This is a genomic window from Brotomerdimonas butyrica (assembly GCF_025567305.1).
Classification (GTDB): domain Bacteria; phylum Bacillota; class Clostridia; order Peptostreptococcales; family Anaerovoracaceae; genus Lentihominibacter; species Lentihominibacter butyricus.
On record NZ_JAOQJP010000010.1, the window covers coordinates 110709 to 130016 of the forward strand.

Genomic DNA, 19308 nt, shown 5'->3' on the forward strand with positions numbered 1-19308 from the left:
TGTTTCGATATTGGAAATTCTGAAATGTATATTTGAGAAAAGGTGGGTGCGTACGATATGAGATTTATAAACGATAAATTCAAGCGCAGGGACGGCCATAAGGATGAACTGATAAACAGGATCATTGATATGGAATGGAGCATGTTTGATCAAGTGGTCAATATAGGCGGACGTGCACCCTGCCAGGACGATGAATGGACTTTCTATGTGATGCGTTTCAGTCAGTTTGCGGCTTTTGATGATGCGACGCTGCAAAGTTATGAGCAGGATCTTCTGGAAATACAGGCAGCAGGACGTAATATAATCACAGAGAAGTATGGGTACATGATGGAGTATACGGATCAGGTTTATTTTGACCGTGAGATAAAATCTGCACTTCCGCAGATCTCATCTGAAAAGAACGCGATGGTGGACTGTATTGTCAATAAGCTCATGGATTTTGAAAAAGTGTTCGCCGAGCGGTATCCGATACTTGGCAGCAGGAGCAGACCGCTGCAGGGTACGAAGACAGGCGGTGTGTCGTTTCACATATATACGATCGGTGAGCTGAAAACGTATTCGCTGCGGACACTGGAACTGTACTATCGTCACATTGCGGGGATCGATCCGGCAGATGAATTGCATAACCCGTCTTTTGTGATCCACAGGATCATGACGAGATTTTACGGGTACGGATCCATGGATGATGCAGAAGCAAGGATCCTGAGAAAGAGATAGCCCGGCGCCAGGGTCGGCAGAGCATGAGCAGCAGTCAGGAATCAAAGGTGGCAGGTTTGATGAAAGATACAAATTACTCGAAAATACCGCATGATCTGTATTCCATCGGAGAAGTCAGCAGAATCTGTAATATATCAAAAAAGGCACTCCGCTTTTATGACAAGATCAATATTATTTCACCGGACTATATCTGCGAGGAAAACAAGTATCGGTATTACAGCAGAGAGACACTGCTTCTGGTTCCTGTTATTAAATATTTCAAGCAGATGGGATTTAAACTGGAGGAAATGAAGGAATTCCTGGAAAGTGATACCTACGAAGTGCAGGAACGGGGCTTTCTCAAAAAGATAGATGAACTGAGACAGCAGAGAGAAGATATCAATGTCGCCTATACATCCGTCTCTGACTGGTACAATCTGGTTATGGAGGCAGAAAGCGTATTGGAGAACAAGGCAACAGAAGTTTCACTCAAATATATAGTGATGCAATCTATGTGCTATATGGAACAGACTTTTGAGCATAACTATATGGAATCTATCATCAATATCGACTGGACTAACTACCTGGAGGAAATCGGACATGCAATTACGGGTCCGGTATGTATATGTTTCCCTGATATAGCGGAGAAACTGGAGGGAAAGCCTACCAAAGCTTTTGTGTTCCAGCGAGGAGCAAGGGAGATTGATGATAGCAAAACTATGAGTTTTGGCGGGAAGATGATGCTTTCGACATATCATATCGGTTCTCATGATGCCATCAACGAAGCGTACTACAGGATATTTCGCTGGGCGAAGATCCACGGTTACAAATGTGGAAATACTTCTATTGAGAGATATGTTACGGATTACTGGACCATCCGAAAATCCAGTGATTTTGTTACCGAGATTTATGTGGATATTGAAAAATAACTTAGGCAGTTTCTTTATATGGGTTGTCCCGGATAAATATACTGATTTTACAGTCGGCAAAAGGTTCCCCTTAGGGGCAATATCTGATCATATATCGTTTTAAAAAAGAAAAAAATCAGAAGAAGAAAGAAAAGGAGAGTTTTTTCGAAAAAAGAATTTTAGAAAAAACTCTTTTTTATTGGAATTGCAAGGAGTGTGAAGATTTTGAAAATAAGAAAAATCCGTATAGTTTCTTATCGAATAAAAGTTTTACTGTTTTTTTATATCAATGTTTGATTGAAAAGTGACTAAAAAGCAGTGTAGCTTAAGTGTTTTTTTGGATTGACATTCCTCATAGGAGTATAGGCTAAAATAATAATATAAATACTGGGCACTGAGGTACTGATTATTACCATGCAAAGAGTCATAGAAACAGAAGTATAGGCGTATACCGGGCTGCTTGTCTATACGGTTTTACTTTTAGATGATTCTGCTGATCTTTGGTAACGATATAATTTTTTATAGAGTTATATATTTTTAATTGCAAATATTCGTTTAAAAAGGAGGTGTATTATGAGCGATAGTGCAATGACTATGTCAAACAATGCTCTGGCGGCAAAGCAGGTACAGGAGAAATCCTACCGTAAAAAGGGGATTTTTATCGCACTGATGTCAGGTTTTCTGTATGGTGGATATACAGCGTTCCTGACACAGGGCATGGCATCCGGAATCTGGGTTGATTATTATGGTGGAACAGGGGTGGCAGCAGGTCTTTCTGCATTCGCACTTGTTTACACACTGTCTGCAGTAGGTGCAGCAGTAAACGATATCTGTTCTGCAGTATGGTCTCTGATCTATGCAGCGATAATCGGAAGACTGGGTGACTTCACAAGATCTATCAACACGAAGCCGGGCAGGATCCTGATCCTTGCAGCGATCATAGGCGGGCCTTTAGCTTCCACAGCATATGTAATAGGTCTGCAGATGGCTGGATCCATCATCGTTCCGATCGCGGCGCTGAACGCAGCAATCGGCGCGATCATAGGAAGGATCATTTACAAGCAGAAGCTTAGCGGCGGCATGATCCTCGGTATCGTGATCTGCTTCACAGCAGCTGTAATCATCGGTCTGTTCGGATATGGCATTCCGAAAGACGGACTCGCAGGTATCTTCGGAAACATGAGCGGTGAAGCTGTTATCGGTATCATCGCGGCATTCTGTGCAGCATTAGGCTGGGGTATCGAAGGTGCTGTAGGCGGATATGCGTGCTGCATGGTCGATACAGAAATCGCGATCTGTATCCGTCAGTGCACATCCGGTATCGTAAACGCTGTCATCCTGTGTTCCCTGCTGGCTATGATCGGCGGAGACGGGATCGGTTCAGGACTGGTTCTGGTAGGACATGCACTGGCTGACGGACCATCCATCTGGATGTTCATCGTTGCAGGTATTTTTGCATCCTGGTCCTTCAAGTTCTGGTACAAGGGTGCTTCCATGTGCGGTGCTGCTTTAGGTATGGGCTGCAATGGTACATACGCATTCTGGGGACCGTTGTACTGCCTCGTTGTATGCGGATTTATTTTCGGCGGAGAAGGATGGAATATCGCATGGCCAGGCTGGGTAGGAGCTATCACCATGGTAATCGGTATCTTCGTTCTCGCTATTTCGCAGCAGAAGGCAACAGAGAAGGAGGCGTAGGAACATGAGACCATTATTCTTTTCAGTACTGAAGTACTTTACAGACGGTAAAGAAGCATGCAGAGCTGACGTACAGGATGCTCTCAGAGCACAGTACGGCAATTTCAAGGCATTTAAGGATCACGCTATGGACGAAGCTCTGATGACAGCGTGTTCCAACGGACTGATCGACGAAAGCCGTTATGAGCTGGACAAGGATGGCAAACTGGTGATCTACTACAAGTCCAGCCAGGAAGGCATCGATACGATCAACAAGTACATCAAGGACTAATTTAAAATCAGTGTTATGCAGTATCCGAAAAAGGGTGTTTCATCCTTTTTCGGTTTACTTGCTAAAAAAGCCCGGCACTGCCGCCGCAAAGAAAACGGGACGGCAGGTGTCAAAGATTTTCAGGAAAGGAGATTCTTGTTATGGCAAGATATTATGCAGACCAGGCACTGGGTATGCTGGAAACTATCGGCATGGTACCTGCACTGGAAGCATGTGACAAGATGCTCAAGGCAGCAGAAGTAGAACTGTTATCTTATGAAAACGTAGGATCTACTCTGGTAACGATGTTCATCAAGGGAGATGTTGCTGCAGTAAAGTCTTCGATCAAGGCAGGTGCAGAAGCTGCAGAAGCTATCGGTAAATTGACAGCGACCGATGTCATTCCAAGACCGATCCGTCCGATCGGGGATGTAGTATCCATCTATGATGTAGATACTCAGTGTGACGAAGAACTGCTGGAACCCGGCGCGATCAGAACAGAAGCTCTGGGCATGATCGAAACTTTCGGTATCGTATACTGCATTGAAGCAGCCGATGCAATGTGCAAGGCAGCTGATGTAGAAATGATCGGTTTTGAAAATACCGCATCCGGATATATCTCGGTGCTGGTAGAAGGAGATGTCGGAGCATGCAAGACTGCAGTAGAAGCCGGCATCAAAGCAGTAGAAGCGATCGGACATGAGGTTTACAGTTCCACGGTGATCGCAAGACCGCACGAGGGACTGAAGAAGATCACCTGTCAGTATTCGCTGGATAAGCTGCTTCCGTATCCGGCAGAATAAAAAATCCGGATATGATGACGAACTTATAGAGAAAAGGAGAGATGCAAATGAAAGTGAATATCATTGATAACGATTTGCTATCGATCCAGGAAGCTCGTATCTTGACTGAAAATGCATATGAAGCGCAGCAGAAACTGGCAACCTTCCCGCAGGAAAAGCTGGACGAGATCGTCGAGACTATGGCACAGGCGGCTTCGTCTCACGCGAAGGAACTGGCAGTGATGTCTGCAGAGGAAACGGATTACGGCAAGTGGCAGGACAAATTCATCAAGAACAGGTTTGCCTGTGAATACCTGCCGGCTCATCTGCGAAATATGCGGTGCGTAGGCGTTATCCGCACGGACCGGGAAAAACAGATCATGGATGTAGGAGTGCCAAAGGGTGTTTTAGTAAGCCTTTGCCCGGCGACAAGTCCTGTTTCCACGACCATATACACAGCGTTGATCGCCGTCAAGTCCGGCAATGGCGTTTTGTTTTCGCCGCATCCAAGAGCACAGAAATCCATTTCCAGAGTGCTGGACATTCTGATCCAGGCAGCCGAAGGCTGCGGACTCCCGGAAGGGGCGCTGGCATACCTTCATACCGTGACAAAAGCGGGCACGAAGGAACTGATGGAACATAAATGGACTTCCATGATCATGAACACAGGAGTTCCGGGCATGCTGGAAGATGCATATGGTTCCGGAAAACCGGTGATCTATGGAGGAACAGGTAACGGACCGGCGTTCATCGAGCGAACGGCCGATATCCATCAGGCAGTCCATGATATCATAGCAAGCAAGACATTTGACAATGGCGTCGTGTCGGCAGCGGAACAGTCCGTTGTCGTGGACAGCTGCATTGCATCAGAGGTAAGACTCGAATTTGAAGCAAGCGGAGCTTACTTCATGACAGAAGAAGAAGCAGAGCGTCTCGGAAAGCTCTTTTACTTTAAAGATGGCAGTGCCAATCCGGAAATGGCCGGAAAGACAGCAGAAGATCTGGCTCGCTGGGCTGATATCGATGTTCCGGCCGGGACGAAAGTACTGCTGGCAGAGCAGAAGTATGTATCGGAAAACAATCCGTACTCGAAAGAAAAACTTTGTCCGGTCCTCTCATATTTCATCGAGGATGATTGGATGCATGCCTGCGAGAAATGTATCGAACTTCTGTTATCAGAGCGCCAGGGACATACGCTGGTGATCCACTCTAAGGATCCTGACGTGATCCATCAGTTTGCGATCAAAAAACCGGTAGGAAGAATGCTGGTCAACACTCCGGCCGTATACGGCAGTATGGGAGCGACTACGAATCTGTTCCCGGCCATGACCCTGGGAAGCGGTTCTGCAGGACAGGGCATCACCTCAGATAACGTATCTCCGATGAATCTCATCTATGTGAGAAAAGTCGGATACGGTGTCCGCCGGATCGAAGATCTTGGCATGGGCACGCCGGCCGATGCATATGGGTGCAGAGGTGTAGCAGGAGATGAGGACAGTCTCAGAAAACTGCAGCGGCTGCTGGAAGACGCACTGGCAAGTATCAATAATTAGTTATAGCTGATTCGTTTCGATAGAGAAAGAGAGGTAATAGATTTGGATATTCGTGAATTTTCAAATAAAATTGCAGAAGCAACGAAAAACATGTCTGATGAAGAACGAACTTCTCTGATGAAAATGTTTGAATCCGTTTCTGGAGACATTTCCACAGTAACACCGGCACAGTCTCAGCCGGCACCTGCTCCTGCAGGAAGCCATGAGCATCCGGCTTACTACTCATCCATCGCTGCGGCAACTACTCAGGTCGACGAAGATGGAGTTCCGGTAGGACCGACAGAGCGTCTGGTAAGACTGAAAGAGAATTTCTTAAAGCAGGTTCCGTCCATTACGACTCACAGGGCGCGTGCGGTAACGAAGATCACCAAGGAAAACCCTGGTATGCCGAAGATCGAACTTCGTGCAAAGTGTTTCCGTTACTGCTGTGAAACAGCTCCTCTGGTGATTCAGGACAACGAGCTGATCGTCGGAGCACCGAACGGCGCACCGCGTGCAGGTGCGTTTTCTCCTGATATCGCCTGGAGATGGATGGTGGATGAAATCGACACTATCGGCAGCCGTCCGCAGGATCCGTTCTACATCGCTGATGAAGACAAGAGAGTCATGAGAGATGAACTGTTCCCGTTCTGGGAAGGCAAATCCGTTGACGAATACTGCGAAAGCCAGTATCGTGAAGCAGGCGTATGGGAACTGTCCGGAGAATCATTCGTTTCCGACTGTTCTTACCACGCATTAAACGGCGGCGGAGACTCCAACCCTGGATATGACGTGATCCTGATGAAGAAGGGCATGATCGACATCCAGAACGAAGCCAAGGAACACCTGGCAATGCTGGACTACGAAAACCCGGACGATCTGGACAAGATCTATTTCTACAAATCCGTTATTGACACGACAGAAGGTGTTATGGCTTATGCACGCCGTATGTCTCAGTATGCTGCTGAGCTGGCTGCAAAGGAAACAAATCCGAAGAGAAAAGAAGAACTGCTGAAGATCTCTGAAGTCAATGCCAGAGTACCGGCTCACAAACCGGAGACTTTCTGGGAAGCGATCCAGGCTGTATGGACCATCGAGTCACTGCTGCCGGTAGAAGAAAACCAGACCGGCATGTCCATCGGTCGTGTCGACCAGTACATGTACCCTTACTACAAGGCTGATCTGGACGCCGGACGCATGAACAACTTCCTGGCATTCGAACTGGCTGGATGTATGCTGATCAAGATGTCAGAAATGATGTGGATCACAAGTGAAGGCGGTTCAAAGTTCTTCGCAGGATATCAGCCGTTCGTAAACATGTGCGTAGGCGGTCTGACTCGTGACGGCAGAGATGCCACGAACGAACTGACTTACCTGCTGATGGATGCTGTAAGACACGTAAAGATCTATCAGCCATCCCTGGCATGCCGTATCAACAACAAATCGCCTCAGAAATACATGAAGAAGATCGTAGACGTAGTTCGTTCCGGTATGGGATTCCCTGCATGCCACTTCGACGATACTCACATCAAGATGATGCTGGCAAAGGGCGTTTCCATCGAAGATGCGAGAGACTACTGCCTGATGGGATGCGTAGAACCGCAGAAAGCAGGAAGACTGTATCAGTGGACTTCCACTTCTTATACTCAGTGGCCGATCTGTATCGAACTGGTACTGAACCACGGTGTTCCGCTCTGGTACGGCAAGCAGGTCACTCCGGATATGGGAGACCTTGATCAGTATCAGACGTATGAACAGTTTGATGCAGCTGTTAAGGAACAGATCAGGTACGTTACCAAGTGGACTGCTGTAGCAACAGTGATATCACAGCGTGTACACAGAGACCTGGCGCCGAAGCCACTGATGTCCATCATGTACGAAGGATGTATGGAAAAGGGCAGGGACGTATCTGCAGGCGGTGCGATGTACAACTTCGGACCTGGTGTTGTATGGTCCGGTCTGGCAACTTATGCTGACGCCATGGCAGCCATCAGGAAACTGGTATTCGATGACAGAAAATACACACTGAAGCAGCTGAATGAAGCTCTGAAGGCTGACTTCGAAGGATATGATCAGATCAAGGCAGACTGCCTGGCTGCTCCGAAATATGGTAATGATGACGATTATGCAGACATGATCGCAGCAGACCTGATCAACTTTACAGAGATGGAACACAGAAAGTACAAGACTCTGTACTCCGTACTGAGTCATGGTACACTCTCCATTTCCAACAATACCCCGTTTGGACAGCTGACCGGTGCATCTGCAGGCGGACGCAGGGCATGGACACCGTTATCCGACGGTATCAGCCCGACGCAGGGTGCTGACTTCAACGGCCCTACAGCGATCATCAAGTCCGTGGCAAAACTGTCCAACGACAACATGAACATTGGTATGGTACACAACTTCAAGCTGATGGCGGGACTGCTGGATACACCGGAAGGTGAAAACGGCATCATCACACTGCTGCGTACAGCATGTGCATTCGGAAACGGTGAAATGCAGTTCAACTACATGGACAACAATACGCTGATCGATGCACAGAAGCATCCTGAAAACTACAAGGATCTGGTTGTCCGCGTAGCAGGTTACAGTGCATTCTTTACAGAATTATGCAAGGATGTACAGGATGAGATCATCAGCAGAACTATGCTGACCAAGTTCTAAATCAGCATTTGATCCACAGACGGGAGAATAAAATGGGCGATAATAACGTAATCGAAAGAAAAGCGTTCATATTCAACAAGCAGAAATACAATATGTATGATGGACCGGGCGTAAGAACTTTGGTTTTCTTTAAAGGATGTCCACTTCGCTGCAAGTGGTGTTCGAATCCGGAGGGACTGGAACGGAAATATCAGATCATGTTTAAACCGACAATGTGTGTGAGCTGCGGCTCGTGCGTTCCCGTTTGTCCACAGAAGATACACAGTATATCCTCTTCAGGAGAGCATATCATCGATCGCAGCATCGACTGCATCGGATGCGGTCAGTGCGTGGAAGCCTGCATTCCGGATGCTTTGAAGGTGTCCGGAGAGCAGGTTCCGATCTCAGAACTCCTCGAGTATGTAGAGCAGGACAGAGCGTTTTACGATCAGTCCGGCGGCGGAGTGACTTTAGGCGGCGGCGAAGTAACTGCCCAGCCGGAAGCAGCCATCAATCTGCTGCAGGCATGCAAACAGGAAGGTCTGCATACGGCTATCGAGACATGCGGATATACGAAAAAGGAAACGATCCTTCGCTTTGCGGAATATGTCGATCTTTTCCTCTTCGATCTGAAGCACATCGATCCGGAAAGACACTTCGAACTTACAGGAGTTCGCAACGAGATGATCCTTGAAAATCTGGAAGAGCTGATCATGAAGAGAAATCATGTAAAGGTTCGGATGCCTATGCTCAAGGGGATAAATGACAGCGAAGCTGAAATCAGAGGAGTCATAGAATTCCTCAAACCATTTAGAAATTTCAAGAATTTTGAAGGTATCGATCTTCTTCCGTATCACAAGCTTGGCGTAAATAAATACGTGCAGCTGGGCATGGACTACCCGATCAAGGGAGATCCAAGTCTGGATGATGCGGATCTGGATCGGATCGAAGGCTGGATCAGGGAATACGATTTCCCGGTTTCCGTTATCAGACATTAAACAGCAGGAAAGGTGATGCAAAATGGGAATCATGAATGAAAAAACGATGGAACGAATCATACAGGAGTCGGTTCCGGGCAAACAGGTGACCATCGCACATGTGATCGCATCGCCGATGTTCGATATATACGAACGTCTGGGCATCGATGACAAGGGGGCCATCGGTATCCTGACACTGTCACCATATGAGACAGCCATAATTGCTGCTGATATCGCAACGAAGAAAGCGGATGTGGAAATCGGATTTCTCGATCGTTTTACAGGGTCAGTCGTGATCTCCGGCGATGTGCAGAGTGTGGAGACGGCATTGAAAGCCGTGACCGATACTCTCTGCAATGAACTGGACTTTACGACAGTACCGATCACAAGAACATGAGAAAAAAGCGAATCATGGTGATAGGACCTAAGGGATGTGGTAAAACGACCCTTGTCAATTACATCAACGACTACGACGGTCCGTTGCGAAGGACACAGGATACGATATACGGCAGGGAAACGATCGACGTTCCCAGTGCGTATATCGAGAACGCCTGGATGTACAAGCATATGATCGCACTGGCGCAGGATGCCTGGTGCATACTGCTTCTTCTGGATCAGTCCAGAACAGCGGAGGTCTATTCTCACGGTTTTGCACTTGCGTTCCACTGTCCGGTGATCGGTGTCATAAGCAAATGTGATCTGATGCCGGAGAACAGAGAGATCTGCGAGCGCCAGCTGGAAAAGACGGGTGTGCGGCAGCCGTATTTTGCAGTAAGTGTGCCGGAGGGTACAGGCGTTGAGGAATTGAAACGTTATTTACTAGAGTTAAAAGAAAGGAAAGGGCTAACATGAAGTTCATAACAGAAGAAGACTTAAGAGACTTATATAAAAAACAGCCCTTTACGGATTACAATCTGAAGGAGGGAGAACGGCTGACGCCGGGGGCCAGACAGTTTCTGATAGACCGGGGCATCGATATGTATGACCGCAATGACCCGATGGCTGTGCTCGACGCACAGAAGAAGGAAAAGGCAAAAGCGGCTCAGGCAGCTAAGACGGAATCCTCTTCCGGATGCAGGAATGGGAAAAAGCTTTGCAGCAGGATGAAAGCGCTGCAGTCTCTTTTTCTTCTGACAGCAAGAGACCTGCTGGATACGGATCTGTGCCTTTCTCAGCAGCTGACGGGACTCTCCCGGCAGTTTGCAGCACTTGGCAGCGTGTCCGAGGGCAAATGTGAGGCGACGGAACTGGTATGCAATGCATGCTCCGGGATGAACGGGGAAAACTTTTCCAGAGACATCGGCGACTGTTTTGAGATCACTGAGTTTCACATGCAGATGCCAAAAGGCAGAGAAATGCTCTTGCTGGACAGACTGCGCAGCGAACTGGAATGTTTCAGTCTCGATGCACAGGAACTGATCGCAGATGAGAAGCTGTGTCAGACTCTGGAAGCCAGACTAAACGAGATCATCAATACGATATCGCAGATGATATGCGGCGCGATGGGAGGTAAAGAATGTCAGAGAAAAGCGTAACGTTCGAATACTGTGACAAGATGGTAGAAGACTTTGAAAGGGTGATCGAACATCCTGTCCGCGAAAAATCTTCTGTGTACTATACAGGAGTCGATCTGGGAACAGCATGTGTAGTTATCGCAGTTCTGGATGAAAATAAAAGGCCGGTAGCAGGTGCATATCGTTATGCGGATGTAGTCCGGGACGGCATGGTAGTGGATTATATCGGTGCCGTTCAGATCGTAAGAGAACTGAAGGAGCAGATCGAAGAACAGCTGGATACGGAGCTGATATATGCGGCAGGAGCGATCCCGCCGGGAACGGATCTTCTGGACTCGGGTGCAGTAAGGAATGTTATCCAGGGAGCCGGATTCGAATGTACGAATCTTCTGGACGAGTCTACGGCTGCCAATCAGGTGCTTCAGATGAAAAACGGAGCTGTAGTGGATATCGGTGGCGGTACGACGGGGATTTCCATCTTAAAGGATGGAGAAGTAGTGTACATTGCAGATGAACCTACAGGCGGAACTCATTTTTCACTGGTGATCGCAGGAGCATACAGGAAGCCTTTCCAGGAAGCGGAAGTTTTCAAGAGAGACGAATCCAATCACAAGGAACTGGCGCCGGTCATCAAGCCGGTGGTAGACAAGGTTTCTTCGATCATCAGCAATCACATCGAGGGACATCAGGTAGATGAGATCTCACTGGTAGGCGGTACATGCTGCTTTACAGGGATCGAAGATATGATCGAGAAAGAAACAGGGGTACATACCCATAAACCACACAATCCGATGTTTGTAACCCCGCTCGGCATTGCACTGAGCTGCAGGCAGGAAGAGATGTAGACAGGAGGCGCTGACATGGAAATCAGAATCATAAAATCACCATCACCGGGCACTGTGGATATCCTGATGCGCCGAAAAGGATCTTTGAAATCAGAGGTTCCGCCGCTGACAGACGCCATTGGTCTGGTACAGGGCAGGATGATCGAAATGGTCGTCGCTGCGGATATCGCAGAAAAAGCTGTCGGCGTAACCGTAGAGGATATTCGGGGAAGCTGCCCGCAGAATATGATACTGCTGGCGATCTTCGGTGATACAGCGTCTGTAGAGTCGGCACTTGCACAGATCAAACAGGAAGCGGAAGGAGGAAGCAAGTACTTATGATTACAGCTAGATTAACGAACCATATCTGGTCCACAAGAAAAGCAGAATCCCTCAACGGCCTGAAACTGATGCAGGCTGAGATCATCGGAGGCGGTACGGATACGGGCAGGAAGATCATCGTTGTTGACATCATCAGCGCAGGAATCGGCGACAGAGTTGTCGTAACGACCGGTTCTTCTGCCAGAAGAATGCTGGGCGATGACAATATGCCTGTCGATGCCGTCGTCGTCGGGATAATCGACGAAGATTGTGAATTTGAATGATGAAGTGAGGTATGAGGATGAATCTTTTAGATCAGATAAAAGATGCCGGAATCATTGGTGCGGGTGGAGCAGGTTTTCCTACCCATGCAAAACTCACATCAGAGGCAGAATACATACTGATGAACGGAGCGGAATGTGAACCGCTGCTGCGTGTTGACCAGCAGCTGATGGCAATTTACCCGGATGAGATCATCAGGGGTTTTGCAGAAGCCGGAAGACTGGTAAGCGCGAAAAAAGCGATCATCGGTATCAAGAGTAAACATGGAGAAGTCATCGAACTTCTTAAAGAACGGATCAAAACTCTTCAGCTGGATGGATACGTGGAGATAGGAGAACTTCCTGACATATATCCTGCAGGTGACGAGCAGGTGCTGGTATACCAGCTGACCGGAAGAGTCGTTCCGGAAACAGGGATCCCGATCATGGTAGGATGTGTTGTAGTCAACTCGGAGACAGCACTTAATATCTACAAGGCTTCCCGGGGGATTCCGGTAACGGAGAAGTACATCACTGTAACAGGCGATGTACCGAACCGGGTGACGGTAAAGGTCCCTGTCGGAACACCGGTCATAGATGTGCTGAAACTTTCGGGGATCGAAGATTTCACCGACTATGCAGTTATCGACGGCGGTCCTATGATGGGACCTGTGATGACTGATATCGGCGGATTCATCACGAAGAAGAACAAAGGCTTCGTGATCCTGAAGAAAAGCCATTTCCTGATCCGTAGGAAATCGGTCACGATGGAACAGGCGAGAAGAGTCAACAAAGCGACTTGCGAACAGTGCCGGATGTGCACAGACATGTGTCCGCGCTATCTTCTGGGACACAACATGCAGCCGCATAAGATGATGAGAGTTCTCAACTATAAGATCGATGACCTGGAAGGACAGAAAACTGCACAGCTCTGCTGTCAGTGCAATATGTGCGAACTTTTCGCCTGTCCGGCAGGTCTCCATCCTAAGATGGCGAACCTGTACTTTAAAGAAAAACTGGCAGAACAGAAGATCAAATACAAGCCGGAAAAGACGGAGTTCGAACCGCGTCCGATTCGTCCGTACCGTCTGGTTCCGAGCAAGCGGCTGATCGCAAGGATGGGACTTCGTGATTTCGATCTCCCGGCGCCGATGACGGACGTGGAGTTCTCACCGGCAGTGATCCGCATTTCCACAAGACAGCATGTGGGCGCACCGGCCGCTCCGGCAGTAAGTGTCGGGCAGCAGGTGCAGGCCGGACAGATGATCGGGCAGATACCGGAAGGCAGCCTTGGAGCTGCGATCCATACGAGTATCAGCGGCACGGTCAGCGAAGTAACGGCAGACTATATTGAGATAAGGAGGAATTAAGATGCAAAGAGCAATAGGAATGGTTGAATTCAACAGCATCGCCAGAGGCATTTACGCTGCTGACCAGATGGTCAAGATTTCTGAAGTGGAGATCGTAACGGCAGCATCTGCATGCCCGGGCAAGTACATCGCCATCGTTCACGGTGATGTGGCAGCCGTTGAAGATTCTGTCCGCATCGGTGAACGGATGGCGGAGGAGTTCTTTGTAGATTCCATCGTAATTCCTAATGTAGATCCCGGAGTGTTCCCGGCGATCACAGGAGCAACGATGCCGGACCGCATACAGGCGATCGGGATCATGGAATCTTTCTCCCTGGCAACAATGATCATCTGTGCAGATCAGATTTTAAAAGCAGCAGAGCTGCAGGCGATCGAACTTCGTCTTGGTAACGGACTGGGCGGCAAGGCATACTTCACCTATACCGGTGATGTGGCAGCAGTCAGGGCCGGAACTGATGCAGGCGAAGCCATCGCACAGGAGAAGGGTCTTCTGGTAAATTCGGAAGTCATCCCTTCGCCGTCAGAACTGTTAGTACCATCCCTTCTGTAGGATGTGTATTATCATAGATAATAATTTATTACTTGAAGCAGTGCGATAGATGAAAGGATGTGGACACATGAAACGACTGATTTGTGCAAAGGAAGTTGAAGCTTGTGCACAGCAGGGTCATAAAGTAATGTACATCGACGCAGACACGCTTATTACGCCATCCGCAAAGGATGCTGCAGCGGTAGCTGATATCGAATTCAAGATCGGCGAACCGCAGGCAGGATGCTGCAGCGCACAGCCGTGTGAAGCAGCACCGGCTACGGCACAGGATGCACACGCATGCGCTCCGGCAGCAGATGGAATCGACAGCGAGCTGATCTACAAGGCGCTCAAGACGCTGATGGATAAAGGCATGCTGGGAAGCGTAATGAGTTCCATCGGTCAGGACGTTCCTTATGTATCCGAAAGTGACGGAAACGGGTTTGTAAAGCTGGTTCGCAGCAATACAGCCAAGTGGGAACCGCTGGATACAGGAAATCCTGCAGACAAAGTATTTTACAATGAACTGATCGGTGCAGATGATGGATCGGCAATGAATGCCGGATTCATGACGATTGAAAACTGCAGCTTCCCTTGGGATGTTGCTTGTCAGGAAATCTATTACGTCGTAGACGGTACGTTAACGGTGGAAAAGGACGGTAGGATCTTTACCGGAAATCCGGGAGACTGCCTGTTCTTCCAGAATGGTGCCAAGCTTGCCTTTGGTTCACCGGACAAGGTAACTGTATTTTATGCAACTCACTAATCACGAATAAGGAGGTCAGCTAATGGAAGCATTAGGTATGATAGAAACATATGGACTGGTTCCTGCTATCGAAGCAGCTGATGCCATGCTGAAAGCGGCAGAAGTAAAACTTCTGGAAAGAACTTTCGTCAAGGGCGGCCTGGTTACTGTTACAGTAACAGGCGACGTAGCAGCCGTAAAGGCATCCGTTGATGCCGGTGCTGCCGCAGCAGCAAGACTGGGTGAACGCTCCCTGGTAACACAGCACGTGATCCCAAGACCGCATGTTGAGGTTGGCGAAACCATCGTAAATCCGATCCCGCTCATCGAACGTTCGGAACACGAACATGAAGACGATGATGATGTGGAAGAGGCCGGTCCCAGATAAAGAGGAACCCGAATCAGATTCAGAGCTGACAGAAGAGGAAGCAACACAACCGGAGCAGCCGGAAGAACCTGCTGAGCATGCAGCAGAAAACGCAGCTGCAGAAGAACCTGCAGCGGGAGAAGCGGGAGAAGCTTTGCAGCACGTAATGGAAGAATCCGAATTCACAAAGGAATGTGTAGATCGTCTGGCAGAAGAAAACGGAGCAGAAAAAGCCCTGGCTGAAGTCGGTAAATGCAGAGTCGTGAAACTGAGAAATCTGGCTAGAGAATACGACGGCCTCCGGATCGCCGGAAGAGAGATCTCCAAGGCAAACAAGGCGACCCTTCTGGAAGAACTGAAGAAATATTATAGCAAAGAAAACTAGAGAGAATGCAAAGTTAAAAAAGGAGGTGCCATAATATGCAGAATATTGATTATGATTTACGATCTGTACAGGAAGTTCGCGATCTGGCAAGACTGGGTCAGATCGCAACAGAAAAGATCGCAAACTATACAGAAGATCAGATCGATAAAATCATACGTAATATGGTTCGCGTTGCTGAAGAAAATGCTGTTTCACTGGCACAGATGGCAGTAGAAGAAACAGGCTTCGGTAAAGTGGCAGATAAAACTTATAAGAATCACATGGCCTCGACGTTACTGTACGATGCCATCAAGGACATGAAGACGATCGGGATCATAAGTGAAGATCCGGTCAGCAGAACTATGGATGTAGCTGATCCGGTCGGTCTGCTGATGGGCATCGTGCCTTCCACGAATCCTACATCCACAGCGATCTTCAAGTCTATCATCGCGATCAAGGCCAGAAACGCTATCGTATTTTCACCGCATCCATCTGCTGCAAAGTGCACACTGAAGGCAGCTGCTCTGATGCGCGATGCTGCAGTGGAGGCCGGAGCACCGGAAAATATCATCGGATGCATTTCCATGCCTTCCATGCCGGCGACAGATGAACTGATGCACAGCAAGGAAGTCAAGATGATCATCGCAACAGGTGGTCCCGGAATGGTAAAGGCTGCTTACAGCGCCGGTAAGCCGGCACTGGGTGTAGGCGCCGGAAATTCCCCGGCATACATCGAAAGAACATCTAACGTACAGCAGGCTGTGACAAATATCATAGCAAGCAAGACATTTGACTATGGGACGATATGTGCATCCGAACAGTCTATCATCTGTGAGGAATGCAACAAGGACGCAGTAATTGCGGAATTGAAAAAACAGGGGGCTTACTTCATGAGCCCGGAAGAAACAGACAAAGTCTGCAAGCTTCTGTTCAAGGCAGGCGGTCATGCCATGAATGCCAAATTTGTAGGAAGGTCACCGATACATATTGCAAATGCGGCCGGGATCCATGTTCCGGAGAACACGACCGTACTGATAGGACCTCAGGGCGGAGTTGGCGATGGATATCCGCTTTCCTATGAAAAGCTGACCAGCGTACTGGCCTTTTATGTGGTAAATGACTGGCACGAGGCATGCGAGCTGAGTATTGAACTTTTACAGAATGGCATCGGACATACCATGAGTCTGCATACGGAAAACAGGAACATCGTGCTGGAGTTCACGAGAAAGCCGGCATCCAGGATCCTGGTCAACACAGGCAGCAGTATGGGCGGCACAGGTGCCAGCACTGGCCTGCTCCCATCATTTACACTTGGATGCGGAACATGGGGAGGCAGCTCGGTATCCGAAAATGTCAGCCCGCTGCACCTGGTCAACATCAAAAAAGTTGCTTACGGAATCAAAAACTGTGCTACTCTGGCAGCAGACGATCCGACATTCAATCATCCGGAACTGACTCAACTGAATGCAGTTTCGGGATCAGACGCAAATACCGGATCATCTCCGGTAAACTCCGCAGCGATTGCGCCATGCGCAGTTTCTGCAGTATGCGGAACAGCGGATCCTGTGCCGGCATATGCATCTCCGGCTAACTGCGGATCTACGTCAGCTTACCTTTCACCGGCTGACTACCAGAACAACAGCGGCATTTCCTACGGCGTAGGATGCAACAGCTGCTGCAGCAATGCAGATGCACCTGCAGCAAGTGATCAGCCGATCGATGCAAATCAGCTCAACGACATGATAAATGCGCTGGTAAATGCAATGAAGGGAGAATAAGATGGCAAGCAAGGAATACGAAGCAGTCCTGAAAGTGCTGTTAGAAGCGGTACAGTCCGTAAACGGTGCAGGACAGCAGGCTCCGGAGGGCATTCCGGTAGGTGTTTCCAACCGCCATATACATCTTTCACAGGCTGACCTTGATACTCTGTTCGGAGCAGGGTATCAGCTGACGCCGATCAAAGATCTGTCACAGCCGGGACAGTTCGCCTGTAAGGAAACAGTGACGATCTGCGGACCGAAAGGTGCGATCGAAAAGATCCGCGTATTAGGACCTGTTCGCAGCAAGACACAGATCGAGATCCTGACAGGAGACGGTTTCAAGCTGGGAGTCAAGGCTCCGGCAAGATTGTCCGGAGATCTGGCGGGAACACCGGGAATCACGATCATCGGTCCTAAGGGATCGGTACAGACGACAGAAGGTCTGATCGTGGCACAAAGACATATCCACATGCTTCCGCACGAAGCGGCAGCTCACGGCGTGCATGACGGACAGATCGTCAGTATCCAGGTAGACGGCCCGAGAGGCGGAACGCTGGCAAACGTTGCGATCCGTGCTACGGACACATCGGCTCTGGAATGTCATGTGGATACAGAAGAAGCCAATGCGATGAACATGAGTTCATCTACAAGGATCAAAATCATTAAGTAAATCAAAAATACGTAAAGTTTTAAATGAAATGTTTTTTTAGGAGGAAATTAAAATGACTAAGAACGAAGCATTAGGAATGATCGAAACAAAGGGTTTAATTGGTTCTATCGAAGCTGCAGATGCTATGGTAAAGGCTGCAAACGTATACCTCATCGGTAAGGAATTCGTAGGCGGCGGACTGGTAACTGTAATGGTCAGAGGAGATGTAGGCGCTGTAAAGGCTGCTACAGATGCAGGTGCAGCTGCTGCTCAGAGAGTCGGCGAACTGCTGTCCGTACACGTGATTCCTCGTCCGCACGTAGAAGTAGAAGAGATCCTGCCGCAGAAAAACAATAAATAATAGAATGCAGATTTTAAATTACTGAGCTGGTTTACAAGGGGCGTCGCATCAACGATTTGATCGTGAGGGCGATGCCCCTTTTTACTGGCAGAGCAGTCATATCATGCATATGCAGCAGTGGCTCCGGAAATCGGATCCATATTATATCTATATCATTCGAGCTGCGAAGTACAGTGAGGACATCTGGTGGCCTTTACCGATATCTCGCTTCTGCAGTAAGGACATTCCTTTGTCTCGGGCTCAGCTTCAGGCTTTTTGGATCTTCCCAGGGTCCCGGCGGTATTCAGCGTCTTTACGAGAACGAAAAGTGCAAATGCTACGATAAGGAAATTTATCACTGCCATGATGAATGCGCCGTATCTGAGGTCGACTCCTGCGATATTTACAGACAGATCGTTGAAGTCGACTTTTACAAGGAGACCGATAAGCGGTGAAAGGATATCGTCTACGAGCGAAGTAACGATCGCTGTAAATGCGGCACCTATTATGATGCCGACTGCCATGTCGATGACATTGCCCTTCATGGCGAAAGTCTTGAATTCATTTAAAAACTTTTTCATAATGATTTTGCACTCCTTTTTACTTGATCTAAAATTTAAGATAAAAATGCTCAATAAAACATATTTTAACATCGATCGACATAATTGTAAAACTCCTCGTATAACGGTGACAGTGTCAAGTTTCTGTAGGTTAAAAGATCGGAGACTGCCTCCCAGTATCCCATACTCTCAATAACCCGTATTTCCATATATCAG

At 48.3% G+C, this 19308-nt stretch carries 22 protein-coding genes and 2 pseudogenes; 23 read left to right on the forward strand and 1 reads right to left on the reverse strand.

What is annotated here, in order from left to right; translation table 11 throughout:
• The first annotated feature begins 57 nt into the window (after positions 1 to 57).
• The 23 genes and pseudogenes from OCV59_RS08390 to eutM all read left to right on the forward strand — a co-directional run bounded on the left by OCV59_RS08390 (position 58) and on the right by eutM (position 18553).
• The gene (locus OCV59_RS08390) at positions 58 to 717 is read left to right on the forward strand and encodes a DUF4125 family protein (protein ID WP_147594043.1); all 660 of its coding nucleotides are present in this window, start codon (positions 58 to 60) and stop codon (positions 715 to 717) included.
• Between the two features lie 59 nt (positions 718 to 776).
• Positions 777 to 1625 (forward strand): MerR family transcriptional regulator, encoded by an 849-nt coding sequence (locus tag OCV59_RS08395; protein WP_147594044.1) that lies wholly within the window; start codon positions 777 to 779, stop codon positions 1623 to 1625.
• Between the two features lie 552 nt (positions 1626 to 2177).
• Positions 2178 to 3302, forward strand: coding sequence for a hypothetical protein (locus tag OCV59_RS08400; RefSeq protein WP_147594045.1), 1125 nt, complete (start codon positions 2178 to 2180; stop codon positions 3300 to 3302).
• 4 nt (positions 3303 to 3306) lie between these two features.
• Positions 3307 to 3573, forward strand: a complete 267-nt coding sequence (locus tag OCV59_RS08405; protein ID WP_147594046.1) for a hypothetical protein — start codon at positions 3307 to 3309, stop codon at positions 3571 to 3573.
• Between the two features lie 140 nt (positions 3574 to 3713).
• Positions 3714 to 4010, forward strand: a pseudogene (locus tag OCV59_RS08410) (BMC domain-containing protein); the annotation flags it as partial.
• Positions 4011 to 4064: 54 nt separating this feature from the next.
• The gene (locus OCV59_RS08415; protein ID WP_317240150.1) at positions 4065 to 4355 is read left to right on the forward strand and encodes a BMC domain-containing protein; all 291 of its coding nucleotides are present in this window, start codon (positions 4065 to 4067) and stop codon (positions 4353 to 4355) included.
• A 53-nt stretch (positions 4356 to 4408) separates the two neighbouring features.
• Complete coding sequence (locus OCV59_RS08420) at positions 4409 to 5887, forward strand: aldehyde dehydrogenase family protein (protein ID WP_147594067.1); 1479 nt, start codon at positions 4409 to 4411, stop codon at positions 5885 to 5887.
• 42 nt (positions 5888 to 5929) lie between these two features.
• Complete coding sequence (gene cutC / locus OCV59_RS08425) at positions 5930 to 8533, forward strand: choline trimethylamine-lyase (protein ID WP_147594047.1); 2604 nt, start codon at positions 5930 to 5932, stop codon at positions 8531 to 8533.
• Between the two features lie 32 nt (positions 8534 to 8565).
• Positions 8566 to 9510, forward strand: coding sequence for a choline TMA-lyase-activating enzyme (cutD, locus tag OCV59_RS08430; protein WP_147594048.1), 945 nt, complete (start codon positions 8566 to 8568; stop codon positions 9508 to 9510).
• Between the two features lie 22 nt (positions 9511 to 9532).
• A complete protein-coding gene (locus OCV59_RS08435) occupies positions 9533 to 9886 on the forward strand; it encodes a BMC domain-containing protein (protein WP_147594049.1) in 354 nt (117 codons plus the stop codon).
• Positions 9883 to 10341 carry a EutP/PduV family microcompartment system protein gene (locus OCV59_RS08440; protein ID WP_147594050.1) on the forward strand — a complete coding sequence of 153 codons (459 nt, stop codon included), beginning with the start codon at positions 9883 to 9885 and terminating at the stop codon, positions 10339 to 10341. Before OCV59_RS08435 ends, OCV59_RS08440 begins: the two co-directional genes overlap by 4 nt.
• Complete coding sequence (locus OCV59_RS08445; RefSeq protein ID WP_147594051.1) at positions 10338 to 11024, forward strand: cobalamin adenosyltransferase; 687 nt, start codon at positions 10338 to 10340, stop codon at positions 11022 to 11024. The genes OCV59_RS08440 and OCV59_RS08445 overlap by 4 nt, the downstream gene beginning before the upstream one ends.
• On the forward strand, positions 11006 to 11848 hold the full coding sequence (gene eutJ / locus OCV59_RS08450; RefSeq protein WP_147594052.1) for an ethanolamine utilization protein EutJ: 843 nt from the start codon (positions 11006 to 11008) through the stop codon (positions 11846 to 11848). Before OCV59_RS08445 ends, eutJ begins: the two co-directional genes overlap by 19 nt.
• A 15-nt stretch (positions 11849 to 11863) precedes the next feature.
• Positions 11864 to 12169, forward strand: coding sequence for a BMC domain-containing protein (locus OCV59_RS08455; protein WP_147594053.1), 306 nt, complete (start codon positions 11864 to 11866; stop codon positions 12167 to 12169).
• Positions 12166 to 12432, forward strand: coding sequence for a EutN/CcmL family microcompartment protein (locus OCV59_RS08460; RefSeq protein ID WP_147594054.1), 267 nt, complete (start codon positions 12166 to 12168; stop codon positions 12430 to 12432). The genes OCV59_RS08455 and OCV59_RS08460 overlap by 4 nt, the downstream gene beginning before the upstream one ends.
• Positions 12433 to 12449: 17 nt before the next feature.
• Positions 12450 to 13778, forward strand: a complete 1329-nt coding sequence (locus OCV59_RS08465; protein WP_147594055.1) for a 4Fe-4S dicluster domain-containing protein — start codon at positions 12450 to 12452, stop codon at positions 13776 to 13778.
• 1 nt (position 13779) lies between these two features.
• A complete protein-coding gene (locus OCV59_RS08470) occupies positions 13780 to 14328 on the forward strand; it encodes a BMC domain-containing protein (RefSeq protein WP_147594056.1) in 549 nt (182 codons plus the stop codon).
• A 67-nt stretch (positions 14329 to 14395) separates the two neighbouring features.
• On the forward strand, positions 14396 to 15073 hold the full coding sequence (locus tag OCV59_RS08475; RefSeq protein ID WP_147594057.1) for a cupin domain-containing protein: 678 nt from the start codon (positions 14396 to 14398) through the stop codon (positions 15071 to 15073).
• Positions 15074 to 15095: 22 nt separating this feature from the next.
• Positions 15096 to 15440: a BMC domain-containing protein gene (locus tag OCV59_RS08480; RefSeq protein ID WP_147594058.1), complete on the forward strand. Its 345-nt coding sequence runs from the start codon at positions 15096 to 15098 to the stop codon at positions 15438 to 15440.
• The gene (locus tag OCV59_RS08485; protein ID WP_147594059.1) at positions 15400 to 15804 is read left to right on the forward strand and encodes a hypothetical protein; all 405 of its coding nucleotides are present in this window, start codon (positions 15400 to 15402) and stop codon (positions 15802 to 15804) included. The genes OCV59_RS08480 and OCV59_RS08485 overlap by 41 nt, the downstream gene beginning before the upstream one ends.
• Before the next feature lie 35 nt (positions 15805 to 15839).
• Positions 15840 to 17225, forward strand: a pseudogene (locus tag OCV59_RS08490) (acetaldehyde dehydrogenase (acetylating)); the annotation flags it as partial.
• A 337-nt stretch (positions 17226 to 17562) separates the two neighbouring features.
• Entirely contained in the window at positions 17563 to 18213 is a 651-nt protein-coding gene (locus OCV59_RS08495; RefSeq protein WP_147594061.1) for a phosphate propanoyltransferase, read from the forward strand.
• Between the two features lie 52 nt (positions 18214 to 18265).
• Positions 18266 to 18553, forward strand: coding sequence for an ethanolamine utilization microcompartment protein EutM (gene eutM / locus OCV59_RS08500; RefSeq protein ID WP_147594062.1), 288 nt, complete (start codon positions 18266 to 18268; stop codon positions 18551 to 18553).
• Between the two features lie 152 nt (positions 18554 to 18705).
• Here the strand turns inward: eutM and mscL are convergent, their stop codons facing one another.
• The gene (gene mscL, locus OCV59_RS08505) at positions 18706 to 19113 is read right to left on the reverse strand and encodes a large conductance mechanosensitive channel protein MscL (protein WP_147594063.1); all 408 of its coding nucleotides are present in this window, start codon (positions 19111 to 19113) and stop codon (positions 18706 to 18708) included.
• Between the last annotated feature and the right edge of the window lie 195 nt (positions 19114 to 19308).